This window comes from Halomonas sp. CnH100-B (assembly GCF_024124605.1).
In the GTDB taxonomy this organism is placed as follows: Bacteria; Pseudomonadota; Gammaproteobacteria; order Pseudomonadales; family Halomonadaceae; genus Vreelandella.
On record NZ_JAMXRX010000002.1, the window covers coordinates 591539 to 604068 of the forward strand.

General features: G+C 57.9%; 13 protein-coding genes. 8 read left to right on the forward strand and 5 right to left on the reverse strand.

Translation table 11 applies throughout. The features are described from left to right. Positions 1 to 45: 45 nt before the first annotated feature. Entirely contained in the window at positions 46 to 1404 is a 1359-nt protein-coding gene (pabB, locus tag NH398_RS06360) for an aminodeoxychorismate synthase component I (RefSeq protein ID WP_253017292.1), read from the reverse strand. Between the two features lie 250 nt (positions 1405 to 1654). Here pabB and NH398_RS06365 point away from each other — a divergent pair, with 250 nt between their 5' ends. The 5 genes from NH398_RS06365 (at position 1655) to prpF (ending at position 8431) form a co-directional block, all read left to right on the forward strand. Next, positions 1655 to 2398 carry a GntR family transcriptional regulator gene (locus tag NH398_RS06365; protein ID WP_253017294.1) on the forward strand — a complete coding sequence of 248 codons (744 nt, stop codon included), beginning with the start codon at positions 1655 to 1657 and terminating at the stop codon, positions 2396 to 2398. A 12-nt stretch (positions 2399 to 2410) separates the two neighbouring features. Continuing rightward, positions 2411 to 3307: a methylisocitrate lyase gene (gene prpB / locus NH398_RS06370; protein WP_253017296.1), complete on the forward strand. Its 897-nt coding sequence runs from the start codon at positions 2411 to 2413 to the stop codon at positions 3305 to 3307. A gap of 67 nt (positions 3308 to 3374) precedes the next feature. Beyond that, entirely contained in the window at positions 3375 to 4502 is a 1128-nt protein-coding gene (prpC, locus tag NH398_RS06375) for a 2-methylcitrate synthase (RefSeq protein ID WP_253017298.1), read from the forward strand. 31 nt (positions 4503 to 4533) lie between these two features. Further along, on the forward strand, positions 4534 to 7173 hold the full coding sequence (gene acnD, locus NH398_RS06380; RefSeq protein ID WP_253017300.1) for a Fe/S-dependent 2-methylisocitrate dehydratase AcnD: 2640 nt from the start codon (positions 4534 to 4536) through the stop codon (positions 7171 to 7173). 79 nt (positions 7174 to 7252) lie between these two features. Then, positions 7253 to 8431, forward strand: a complete 1179-nt coding sequence (gene prpF / locus NH398_RS06385; RefSeq protein WP_253017302.1) for a 2-methylaconitate cis-trans isomerase PrpF — start codon at positions 7253 to 7255, stop codon at positions 8429 to 8431. 66 nt (positions 8432 to 8497) lie between these two features. On the opposite strand, the gene NH398_RS06390 is transcribed toward prpF, so the two are convergent. Continuing rightward, on the reverse strand, positions 8498 to 8782 hold the full coding sequence (locus NH398_RS06390; RefSeq protein WP_159341707.1) for a ComEA family DNA-binding protein: 285 nt from the start codon (positions 8780 to 8782) through the stop codon (positions 8498 to 8500). 273 nt (positions 8783 to 9055) lie between these two features. Between NH398_RS06390 and pyrF the strand changes: the two genes are divergently transcribed. Further along, positions 9056 to 9757: an orotidine-5'-phosphate decarboxylase gene (pyrF, locus tag NH398_RS06395; protein WP_253017304.1), complete on the forward strand. Its 702-nt coding sequence runs from the start codon at positions 9056 to 9058 to the stop codon at positions 9755 to 9757. Here pyrF and lapB read toward each other — a convergent pair whose 3' ends face one another. The 3 genes from lapB to NH398_RS06410 form a co-directional block, all read right to left on the reverse strand. Beyond that, on the reverse strand, positions 9758 to 10951 hold the full coding sequence (gene lapB / locus NH398_RS06400; RefSeq protein ID WP_159341709.1) for a lipopolysaccharide assembly protein LapB: 1194 nt from the start codon (positions 10949 to 10951) through the stop codon (positions 9758 to 9760). Continuing rightward, a complete protein-coding gene (locus NH398_RS06405) occupies positions 10952 to 11257 on the reverse strand; it encodes a LapA family protein (protein WP_159341710.1) in 306 nt (101 codons plus the stop codon). 98 nt (positions 11258 to 11355) lie between these two features. Next, entirely contained in the window at positions 11356 to 11652 is a 297-nt protein-coding gene (locus tag NH398_RS06410; RefSeq protein ID WP_139525607.1) for an integration host factor subunit beta, read from the reverse strand. A gap of 222 nt (positions 11653 to 11874) precedes the next feature. Between NH398_RS06410 and NH398_RS06415 the strand changes: the two genes are divergently transcribed. Next, the gene (locus NH398_RS06415) at positions 11875 to 12168 is read left to right on the forward strand and encodes a succinate dehydrogenase assembly factor 2 (protein ID WP_159341711.1); all 294 of its coding nucleotides are present in this window, start codon (positions 11875 to 11877) and stop codon (positions 12166 to 12168) included. Next, on the forward strand, positions 12128 to 12526 hold the full coding sequence (locus tag NH398_RS06420; protein ID WP_253017306.1) for a hypothetical protein: 399 nt from the start codon (positions 12128 to 12130) through the stop codon (positions 12524 to 12526). Before NH398_RS06415 ends, NH398_RS06420 begins: the two co-directional genes overlap by 41 nt. Positions 12527 to 12530 lie beyond the last annotated feature (4 nt).

Below are 12530 nucleotides of genomic sequence, written 5' to 3' on the forward strand. Positions count from 1 at the left end.
TGGTTAGGCTTTTATATTTCTTTTCGATGTAAGAAGGCAGTGCGCTTATTCCAAAGCGCTGATCAAGTGGCGAATCTTGTCCAGCGTCTCGGTGTACTCTTCGCCTGCCTGCGAATCGGCCACCAATCCGCCGCCGCCCCACACATGTAGGTCACCCCTGTCAGCCACCATCGTGCGTATGGCAATCGACGTATCCATGCTGCCGCGCACGTCGATATAGCCCAAGCTGCCGCAATACACGCTGCGTTGGCAGGGTTCCAGCTCATCGATGATCTGCATCGCTCGTATTTTGGGGGCGCCGGTAATCGAGCCGCCGGGGAAGGCGGCCGTCAGCAATGAAAGCGGTGAGTGTTGAGGTGCCAGGTGACCTTGCACCACGCTGACCAAGTGGTGAACGTTGGGGTAGCTCTCTAACTGGCATAGCTGCGGCACGCGAATGGAGCCAGGTACGCACACACGTCCCAAATCGTTACGCAGAAGATCCACGATCATGACGTTTTCGGCACGGTCTTTGGTGCTCTTGAGCAGGTCTTCAGCCAGCACGCGGTCTTCTTCGGGCGTTTTGCCCCGTGGCCGAGTGCCTTTGATGGGGCGCGTTTCCACCAAGCCATCACGACTTTGGATGAAACGCTCGGGAGAAAGCGACAGAACGGCGTGATCGCCCCAGGCCATGAAGCCGGAAAAAGGCGTGGGCGTGGCTTCCCTGAGCTGGAGATAGGCCTGCCACTCGTCGCCTTCGTAACGCGCCGAGAAGCGCTGCGCGAGGTTGATTTGATAGCAATCCCCGGCGCGAATATAGCGCTGCACGGCATCGAATCGCTCGGTGTAGGCCGCTTGGCTGAGCTCTGGCGAAAATCGCCGAGTAAGTTTAAACGGCGCTACCGGCGCATCGGGCGCTGCCAGCCACGCCATCACCTGTGCACGACGCGCCGGACTGCCTACGAACCACGCTTGCTCGTTCACATGGTCAAGTGTAATACACCAATCAAATAGCCCTACGCGTAATGAAGGTAGGTGAGTGGCTGCCGGGTGTTGGCTAGCAATATCGGCGAGATCGCGGCCCAGGTCGTAGCTCCAATACCCCATCAGCCCGCCCAGAAAAGGCAGTTCGCTCTCCTCGTTAGCGTCAGGTAGCTGCTCGAGCAGCCACTGCTGCTGCGCCGTGACGTCGTTCGCAAGTGAGGCGGGGAGCGTCAGCGTGTCAGATGAGAAAAGTGTGTTGCCCTCTGAGGTGATCGCTAGCGTTGCCAGCGGGTCGCTGCTGACGATGTCGAAACGGCCGGTCGTCGCTTTTGGGCGGCCGCTATCGAGCAGCACGGCGCCTGGGCGGTGTCGCAATTTGGCGAAGATCGCCAAAGGATCGGTAGAGTAGGGCAGGGCTGAAATCGTCAACGCCGTTGTCATGAAGCAAACGCCAAGCCAGTGGGGGCGACGTATTTTAGAGGTCGCGACTTGATGACACCAGTGCCGTCGTCGACGCCTTTCTCACGCAGTCAGGCAGAAAAGGCTCATAAAATGCTGATTGTTGACACTGGTTGGGAGAGAAGGCGGATGCTTGCAACGAAAGGTGAATAAAAGCGCCTATTTCGTATGGTTGACGGGGGAAATGCAGCGGGCTAAAGTTCTTTTATTCCCTAATTGTCGACAATTTTCCATGACGTTACTTGCTACTACTTCCTCGACTTCTGATGAAATCGCTGCCGAGCCGGTATCGCCAGAAGTACGCACGCTAGCGGAGCGCGTGTTTCATCAGCTACAGAGCGCCATCGTGCGCGGCGAGCTAGCGCCAGGCAGTAAAATTACCGAGCCTGGGCTCTCCAAAACCTACGGTATTTCCCGTGGGCCGTTGCGAGAAGCCATGCGTCGCTTAGAAGCCCACCGTCTGATCGAACGTGTACCCCATGTGGGGGCTCGGGTGGTCAAGCTCTCCATGAAAGAGCTATTGGAGCTGTTTGACGTGCGCGAAGCCTTGGAGAGCATGGCGGCCCGCTTGGCCGCCGAGCATATGTCGCCAGAGGAGATACAGGGGCTACGCGACGTGCTGGCACTGCATGAAAGCCAGGGCGATTTAAAACGCGGTGAAGCCTACTACCAGCGCGAAGGCGACTTGGACTTCCATTATCGCATTGTTCAAGGCAGTCACAACAAAATGCTCATGAACCTGCTTTGCGATGACCTTTACTACTTGGTGCGCCTCTACCGTACTCAGTTTAGCGCCAGCGGCACACGCCCTCAGCGGGCGTTTGTTGAGCACCACCGCATTGTCGATGCCATTGAAGCCGGTGACGCCGAATTAGCCGAGCTGTTAATGCGCCGCCATGTCAGCGCTTCCCGTGCCAATGTGGCTGACCGCTACGCCGCTATTCTCGAACAACAAACCACAACATCGCTCGATTAGGAGCTTATGCCCATGTCTACCTCAACCAAACTTACTCCTGGGGCACGCTTTCGTGCCGCGCTGGAAGCCAATCGCCCGCTGCCGATTTTAGGCACCATTAACGCCTATACGGCCATGATGGCTGAGCGGGTAGGGCATCAAGCCATTTACCTGTCAGGTGGCGGTGTGGCGAACGCATCGTTTGGCCTACCGGATCTGGGCATGACCACTATGAACGATGTAGTGGAAGATGCGCACCGTATTTGCGGCGCGACGGACCTGCCGCTGCTGGTAGATATTGATACTGGCTGGGGCGGTGCATTCAACATTGCACGTACCGTGAAGGAGATGCAGCGGGCGGGCGTGGCTGCTGTGCACCTGGAAGACCAAGTCGCGCAAAAGCGCTGCGGCCACCGGCCGAACAAGGCCATTGTCTCGCAACAAGAGATGGTAGACCGCATCAAAGCCGCTGCCGATGCCAAGCTGGACCCGGATTTTTACCTGATTGCACGCACCGATGCGTTCCAAAAAGAGGGGCTGGACGCGGCCATTGAGCGGGCGAATGCCTGTGTGGAAGCGGGTGCTGACGCTATCTTCGCTGAAGCGGTACATACGTTGGATGACTATCAGGCGTTCTGCCAGCGAGTGAATGCCCCCATTCTGGCCAACATTACCGAGTTCGGCGCGACGCCGCTGTTTACTCAGCAAGAGCTGGGTGAAGTGGGCTGCCGCATGGTGCTCTACCCGCTGTCGGCGTTCCGCGCCATGAACGCGGCCGCGCTGAAGGTGTACCAAAGCATCTTAGAGAATGGCCATCAACGTGAGGTGGTCGACACCATGCAGACCCGCGATGAGCTGTACGACTTTTTGAATTACCACGACTTTGAGCAAAAGCTTGACGCGCTGTTTGCTGAGCAGAAAGACGTTTAAGCCGCGCGTTCATTTGTAATGACATGGACCAACAACTCTTATAAATAAACACGTCAGGAGACATCACATGGCTGATAAACCGTTAGCAGGTGCAGGATTACGAGGGCAGAGCGCGGGAGCCACCGCGCTATGTACGGTGGGTAAAACCGGTTCTGGACTTACCTATCGTGGTTTCGATATCAAAGAGCTGGCTGAAAAGGCCAAATTTGAAGAAGTCGCTTACCTGCTGTTGAAAGGAAAGCTGCCTAACCAAGCCGAGCTGGACCACTACATTGCCAAGCTCAAAGGCCTGCGTGGCCTGCCTGATGCGCTGAAAACCGTGCTGGAGCAGATTCCTAAAGACGCTCACCCGATGGACGTGATGCGCACCGGGGCCTCCATGCTGGGCAACTTGGAAACTGAAGAGAGCTTTGACGAGCAGCAGGATGTGGCGGACCGCCTGTTAGCCGTGCTGCCCTCGATTATTTGCTACTGGTACCGTTTCAGCCATGACGGCGTGCGTATTGACACCGAAACTGATGACGCCTCGGTAGGCGGCCATTTCCTGCATATGCTGCGCGGCGAGCCAGCCTCCGAGCTGCATGCCCGCGTGATGAACGTCTCGCTGATTCTCTATGCCGAGCATGAGTTCAACGCTTCTACCTTTACTGCCCGGGTGTGCGCGTCGACGTTGTCCGACATGCACTCCTGCATCACCGGCGCGATTGGTTCGCTGCGCGGCCCTTTGCATGGCGGTGCCAACGAAGCGGCCATGGCGATGATCGAGAACTGGGCATCGCCAGAGGAAGCAGAGCGGGAAATGCTGGGTATGCTGGAGCGTAAAGAGAAGATCATGGGCTTTGGCCACGCGATCTATCGCGAGTCGGACCCGCGCAACGCCATCATCAAGGAGTGGTCGAAGAAACTAGCGGATGACGTTGGTGACACCGTGCTCTACCCGGTCTCTGTCCGCTGTGAAGAGGTAATGTGGCGGGAGAAGAAACTGTTCTGCAACGCCGATTTCTTCCATGCCAGCGCCTACCACTTCATGGATATTCCCACCAAGCTGTTCACGCCGATTTTCGTGATGTCGCGAGTGACCGGCTGGGCTGCGCACGTGTTCGAGCAGCGTGCCAATAACCGCATTATTCGCCCCAGCGCCGATTACATCGGTCCTGAGAAGAGCGAATGGGTACCCATCGAAGCGCGTGACTAATCGGTTGCGTGGTGACTAAGTGAGAGGCGTTATGAACACGAATTATCGCAAGCCGCTACCGGGCGTTCTGGTAGAGGGCGAGCCGGTAGAGTTCTTCGATGCACGCCAAGCGGTCGAGGATATCCAGCACGGCGCCTATGCCAAACTGCCCTACACCTCGCGCGTATTGGCCGAACAGCTGGTACGTCGCTGTGACCCTGAGCTGCTCACTGATGCTCTAAAACAGCTCATTGAGCGCAAGCAGGATTTAGATTTTCCCTGGTACCCGGCGCGAGTGGTATGTCACGACATTCTTGGTCAGACCGCATTGGTAGATTTAGCTGGCCTGCGTGATGCCATTGCTGATAAAGGCGGTGACCCGGCCAAGGTCAACCCGGTCGTGCCCACTCAGCTGATCGTCGACCACTCGTTGGCCGTCGAACATGCGGGTTTTGAGAAGGATGCCTTCGAGAAAAACCGCCAAGTGGAGGATCGTCGTAACGATGACCGATTCCACTTTATTAACTGGACCAAGCTGGCGTTTGAAAACGTCGATGTGATTCCCCCCGGCAACGGCATCATGCACCAGATCAACCTGGAGAAGATGTCCCCAGTGGTGCAGTGCCGCCCCGATGAGCAGGGTATGCGTATCGCCTACCCGGATACCTGCGTGGGCACCGATAGCCATACGCCGATGGTGGATGCATTAGGGGTAATCTCCGTGGGGGTCGGCGGCTTGGAAGCGGAAAGCGTCATGCTTGGCCGCGCCTCCATGATGCGCCAGCCGGATATTGTCGGGGTCGAGCTTACCGGCAAACTGCAGCCGGGCATTACCGGCACGGATATGGTGCTGGCGATTACCGAGTTTCTGCGTAAAGAGCGGGTAGTGGGCGCTTACTTAGAGTTCTACGGCGAAGGGGCGGACGCGCTGACCGTGGGCGACCGCGCCACGATTTCCAATATGACGCCGGAGTATGGTGCCACTGCGGCGATGTTCTACATCGATAACCAAACCATTGAGTATCTCAAGCTTACTGGTCGTGAAGATGAACAAGTCGCGCTGGTGGAAGCCTACGCTAAGCATACTGGGCTGTGGGCAGATGATCTCAAGAGTGCCTACTATGAGCGAGTGCTAACGTTTGATCTCTCAAGCGTGGCGCGCACGTTGGCTGGCCCCTCTAATCCCCATGCCCACCTGCCTACGTCCGAGCTGGCCAAGCGGGGTATCGCCATCGACTTGGATAAAGCCCGGGCCGATGAGCAGGCAGGCAAAATGCCGGATGGCGCGGTGATTATTGCCGCCATCACCAGCTGCACCAATACGTCTAACCCGCGCAATATGGTGGCGGCGGGGCTGATTGCTCGCAACGCCAACCGATTAGGGTTGACCCGCAAACCGTGGGTGAAGTCGTCGCTGGCCCCTGGCTCGAAAACCGTCAAGATGTATTTAGAAGAAGCGCACTTGATGGACGAGTTAGAGAATCTTGGCTTTGGGGTGGTGGCCTACGCCTGTACCACCTGTAACGGGATGTCTGGTGCGCTGGAGCCGCACATTCAGCAAGAAATCATTGACCGCGACCTGTACGCCACGGCGGTACTTTCCGGTAACCGTAACTTCGATGGGCGTATTCACCCCTACGCCAAGCAGGCGTTTTTGGCCTCACCGCCGCTGGTCGTGGCGTATGCCATTGCGGGTACCATCCGCTTTGATATCGAAAAAGACGTGCTGGGGTATGACACGCAGGGCAATCCGGTCACGCTTAAGGACATCTGGCCCGACGATAGTGAAATCGATGCTATCGTAAAGTCGGCGGTGAAGCCCGAGCAGTTCCGCCAAACCTACATCCCGATGTTCGATCTGGATAAAAGTGCGCGTACGCAGGTAAGCCCGCTGTATGAATGGCGACCCCAGAGTACCTACATTCGCCGCCCGCCCTATTGGGAAGGCAATATGGCGAAAGAGCGCGGGCTGAAGGGCATGCGCCCGCTGGCGATTCTGCCGGACAACATCACCACCGACCACCTTTCGCCTTCCAATGCCATCATGCTCGATAGCGCGGCGGGGGAGTACCTGCACAAGATGGGCCTGCCGGAGGAGGACTTTAACTCCTACGCCACCCACCGCGGGGATCACCTGACCGCTCAGCGGGCCACCCTGGCGAATCCGAAACTGTTCAACGAAATGGTCCACGACGAGCAGGGCAAGGTGCTGCAGGGGTCGCTGGCGCGGATCGAGCCAGAGGGCAAGGTGACCCGCATGTGGGAAGCCATCGAGACCTACATGGCCCGCAAGCAGCCGCTGATTATTATTGCCGGCGCGGATTACGGCCAAGGCTCATCCCGTGATTGGGCGGCCAAAGGCGTCGCGCTCGCAGGGGTGGAAGCCATTGTCGCCGAAGGCTTTGAGCGTATTCACCGAACCAACTTGATTGGCATGGGTGTGATGCCCCTGCAGTTTGAAGCAGGCACCACGCGACAAACGCTTGGGTTGGACGGCACGGAAGTCTTCGATGTGGAAGGCACGCCTGAACCCCGCGCCATGCTCACGCTGGTTATTCACCGCACCAGTGGCAGCACCGAGCGCGTGCCGGTGGTTTGCCGATTGGATACGGCTGAAGAAGTGACCATCTATTCAGCCGGTGGCGTACTGCAGCGGTTTGCTCAGGACTTTTTGGAATCCTCCGTTGCCTAGTGGCTACCGCGCGATGGTAAGGGTGTGATGGATAACGAATAGCCTGGCAGTTGCCAGGCTATTGTTTAAGAGGTGCGTCATGGCTCATAAAGCACAAATCCGTATTCCCGCCACCTATATGCGGGGCGGTACTAGTAAGGGCGTTTTTTTTACCCTGAGCGACCTACCCTCCGCCGCTCAGGTGCCGGGTGAGGCGCGGGATAAGCTGCTGCTGCGGGTGATAGGCAGCCCCGACCCTTATGAAAAACAAATTGATGGCATGGGGGGCGCTACGTCCAGCACCAGCAAAACGGTGATTCTCTCGAAGAGTGACTCGCCCGATCACGATGTGGATTACCTGTTCGGTCAAGTCTCCATCGATAAGCCCTTCGTGGACTGGAGCGGTAACTGCGGCAATCTATCCGCGGCGGTAGGGCCTTACGCTATCGCCAACGGCTTAGTGGACCCTTCCAAGGTGCCGCACAACGGCATCGCGGAAGTGCGTATTTGGCAGGTCAATATTCAGAAAACCATCGTGGCCCACGTACCTATCATAGATGGCCAGGTGCAAGAGACCGGTGACTTTGAGTTGGATGGCGTCACCTTTCCAGCCGCAGAAATCCCCGTCGCGTTTATGGACCCTGCCGACGGCGAGGGCGCGATTTTCCCCACTGGCAACGTGGTCGATGACCTAGAGGTGCCGGGCGTTGGTGTCCTGAAAGCAACGTTGATTAACGCCGGAATCCCAACAGTGTTCGTCAATGCCGAGGCGTTGGGCTATACCGGATGTGAGCTTCAAGAAGCGATCAATGGAGATGCCAAGGCGCTGGCAATGTTTGAGACGATTCGCGCCCATGGGGCCGTCCGCATGGGACTGATTAACCATGTGGAAGAGGCCGCCAGCCGTCAGCACACCCCTAAAGTGGCGTTTGTAGGCCCCCCGGCCAGTTATACGGCGTCGAGTGGTAAAGCCGTCCATGCGGACGATATTGACCTTGTCGTGCGGGCGCTCTCCATGGGCAAGCTACACCATGCCATGATGGGCACGGCGGCAGTGGCGATTGGCGCAGCAGCGGCGATTCAAGGCACGTTAGTGAATATGGCCGCAGGAAGCGTCGAGCGTGACGCGGTGACGTTTGGGCATCCGTCTGGATCACTGCGGGTTGGGGCGAAAGCCAGTGTGGTCGATGGGCGTTGGCAGATCGATCAGGCGCTGATGAGCCGCAGTGCCCGGGTATTGATGGAGGGTGAGGTCCGTATCCCCAGCGATACCTTCTGATCGGTGGAGGCATTCTGCCGCCGCTGGCTAGTGCCAAGCGGCGGCAGAGCACGGCGATGGCTCGCGTTACTCGTCGAACGTGACCTGATCGCGCATGCGATCCACCGTGGCAGGCCCAATGCCATTGACGCGAGTCAGATCATCGGCGTCGGTGAAGGCGCCGTTGGTTTCGCGCTCTTCAATGATGGCGGCGGCGCGGCTGGGGCCGATACCCGGTAGTTCGGTCAACAGCTCTTCATCGGCGCTATTGACGTTAATGGGGGCAACGGTTTGCGCTAACGTGGCACTGGACAAGCCCAGGCTTAGGCTGATGAGCAGTGCGATAACAAAGCGTTTGACGGTTGTTGGCATGATTCATGTCCCTTTTTTGGTGCTTCGGAGCCAGCCACGTGCTCAACGTGATGGCGAGTAAACGCGGTCACCTTCATGGTCGCCGCCTTAATGAACTTAATCTTTTCAAAACGTAAGCGCTGTAAGCGATCAACGATAGCATTTGTAAGTCTTTTGCTACGGGAAGATGGCGAATCGCTTACACAGCTCCCTTAGTGAGACTGGTACACTTAGCGCGTATCACCCGTCAAAGACGTCGTTGTCCACCAGCGTTCACGAACACGGAGTAAGCGCGTGCCCACCGATTCCCCCCTGATTATTGCCTTGGATTACCCTTCACTCGATGCGGCGCTCTGCATGGCCGACCAGCTCGACCCGGCCCGTTGCCGCGTCAAAGTCGGTAAAGAGCTATTTACCCGGAGTGGCCCAGCCGTGCTGGAAGCGCTTCATGGTCGCGGCTTTGAGGTGTTTCTGGACCTGAAATTTCATGACATTCCAAACACGGTAGCCAGTGCCGTACAAGCGGCGGCGGAGCAGGGCGTGTGGATGGTGAACGTACACGCTTCGGGTGGGCGCAAAATGATGGAAGCGGCCGCCAAGCGGCTTGCCGACCATCGGCTCACCACGCATCTGATTGCGGTCACGGTGTTGACCAGTATGCAGTCGGAGGACTTGGCAGAGGCCGGCGTTACGGCAAGCCTCGCCGAGCAGGTCATGCGACTGGCCACCCTGACGCAGCAGAGTGGCTTGGATGGAGTGGTCTGTTCGGCACAGGAGGCGGCGCACATTCAGGCGCAGTGTGGCAACGCTTTTTTGAAAGTCACCCCTGGCATTCGGCCACGCTTTGCCGCGGCGAACGACCAGCAGCGCATCATGACACCCGCTGACGCGATGCAGGCGGGCAGCACTCACTTGGTAGTAGGGCGTCCGGTGACGCAGGCCGAAGACCCCATGGCCGCGCTGGCAGCCATCGAGGCAGAGCTTGCCGGCGTGTGATTATTCGCCCTCGACGCCAGTGATCGGTTTGATCGTTCCCCAGCGGCGACAGCTCGGGCATTGCCATGCCAGGCTGTCGCTGCTGAAACCGCAGCGTCGGCATCGGTGGCGAGGCCTGCCGGTCAGCAGGGCGTGAGTGTGGTGCTTCAGTAGCAACAGTCGCGTATCCGGTGTGTCTTTACCCGCGAGTCGTTCACTCTCGAGGTAAAGGTCCACCAGGTAATCTAGCCCGCCCAAACTCGGTGCCTCGCCCAGCCATTCACCGGTGCGTTCGATGGCACTGTCCACTCCTTCTCGTTGATGCACTAGGGCTCCCAACGCCACGATGACGCTGGTATAGGGGGCTTCCCCTAGCAGTTTGTACAGATGGGTTTCCAGGCCGGGCAGGTCATCGTTGCGAGTGTAAGCACGCTGCAGCGCGGGCAGCATGGTCGGAATGTGGGCAATGTCCTGCTGTGGAATGTGGTCGAGCCGCTCGATGGCTTTGGCGTAGTGGCCATTATCCATCTCCAGCTCGGCCAGCATCAGGGTGGCACGCACACAGCGTTCATCCAACTGTAGTGCTTTCTTGAGGTGTTTACGCGCAAGTGCGCGGCTGGACTGGTCGATCTCTTGCTGCGCAAGTTCGCACAGCCAGTGAGAAGCGGGTCGACGCATGGCCGGTTGCTGTTTCATCAGTGGCTGGACGACCTCTAACGCGTCCTGCCACTCTTTTTCCCGTTCGAGGAGGTCGATCAACAGCCGTTTGGCCTCTAGGCGCAGCCCTTCATGATGGGTGTGTTCCAGCAGAGTGCGCAGTAATCGTTGCGCTCTGTCATGCACGCCTAGGGCGATAAAATCGCGTGCGAGTTCGAGCTGAATGGTTTCGTTGGTCGTAGTCGAGAGGGCGGGGCGGGCGAGCAGGTTCTGATGGATGCTCACGGCTTTGTCCGCTTCACCCCGTGAACGAAACAGTTTACCCAAAGCAATGTGGGTGTCGACGGTATCGCTGTTGACATCCAATGCATGGATGAAGGTCTTGATGGCTTCGTCGGGCTGCTCGTTCAATAAGTAGTTGAGCCCGACGAAATACTCCCGAGAGAGGCCTGGAGGGCGAGCGGGGCGCTGAGGGCGGCGGTGGGCGTAGCGTATCCCCAGGCCAAAGCCGATGGCTATGGCTGCCAAGAGAACGCCTAGCAGCACCGCATCCTGCATTTACGCCAGTTCCTTAAACCCCTGGGTACGTAAACGATCGAGCTCTTTACGCTGCTGTTTGTTGTGACGCTCGCTGCGAGCGAGCTGCGCCTTCAGGCGCACGTAAACGCCCAGCATGGCCAACATGCCCACGATGACGCCGACCGCTAACGTGGCCAGCAACCACACGGACAGCGATACGGCGGGCAGCTCGGCCCAGATCAGGTTCAAGGGAATCGCCTGCTGGTTATTGACGGCAAAAAGAATGCCGACCAGCAGCACTACCAATAAAATAACGGCCAGAATCAGCCCTTTGATCCAACGCATGAGAGTTTCCTAGTCAGTGACGTTCACGATGCTGCTATTGTGTCTGAGTCTGGGCGTGGCGTCATCCCGCAGAAGGTCGGATAGCGCTATTCGGACGCTTAATAGCCTAGCGCACGGCTGGCATCGACTTGCTCACGCAGCTCCTTACCCGGTTTGAAGTGCGGCACGTACTTGCCGTCCAGGTCGACCGGATCACCGGTTTTGGGGTTACGCCCCGTGCGTGGCTCGCGATAGTGGAGTGAGAAACTACCAAAACCACGGATCTCCACTCGCCCTCCGTTGGCGAGCGCATCGGTCATATCATCTAAAATAATACGCACCGCCGTTTCGACTTCTTTGGCGGATAGCTCCGGTTGACGCATCGCAATTTGTTCGATTAGTTCAGATTTGGTCATCGGTTGGCTCCCTGCGAACTTTAAAGGCCGTAACGCGCATGCGACCTCGATAACTTCGAAATCAGCATACTGCGCATAACCGCATAAAACAATTCAGATAAAACAAGGTACTAGGTAAGTAAGTACGAAGCTGAATAACAGCATAGGCGATGCTCGGCGCTGGCGCGACCCAACAGCTTCGGTATACTGGCTTTTCATTTCATTTACTCGGAGAGGCTAACGTTGAGCGACGATACTTCCCCTGCTGCCGTTCTGCGAAAGCGGCTTTATTGGCACTCCCGGCGCGGTATGTGGGAGCTGGATCTGCTGTTGATCCCTTTTTTGGAGCAACGCTTCGATACGCTGAGCGAGCAGGAGCAACAGACTTACCAGCGGTTGATCGACGAGGAGGATCAAGATTTGTTCGTGTGGTTGATGCACCGTGAGTGGCCTGAAGATCCGGCGCTGCGCCACCTCGTGCAGATGATCGTTGAACATGCTGAAACCACCGACAACGCTGCATATCGCACGCTCTAAAATGGCTATGGGCGTACAAAGCGCCCTGGTGTCGGGCTTGGTGTTACTCGCCGCGTGGACGTTAGGCGTTTGGCTAGGTGCAATGGTGCTCGCCGCCGGTGTCTGGCTGACCATCAAGGCGTATCGAGCTCAGCCGAGCGGTGAGCTTCGTTTGGTTCAGCGTGGCGGTCAGTGGGAAGGTAGTTGGCTGCAGAGCACAGGAGAGGCAGGGGTGGTGCTGGGTGTCAGCTGCGACTATTTAGGACCCTGGCTGGTGGGTCTGCGCATCGGTTCCCAGCGCCTGTGGGTGTGGCCCGACTCTTCGGCGACTGCCAATCAACGCGCGCTGCGCCGCTGTTTTCATCGGCCGGGTCGCTGAGGCG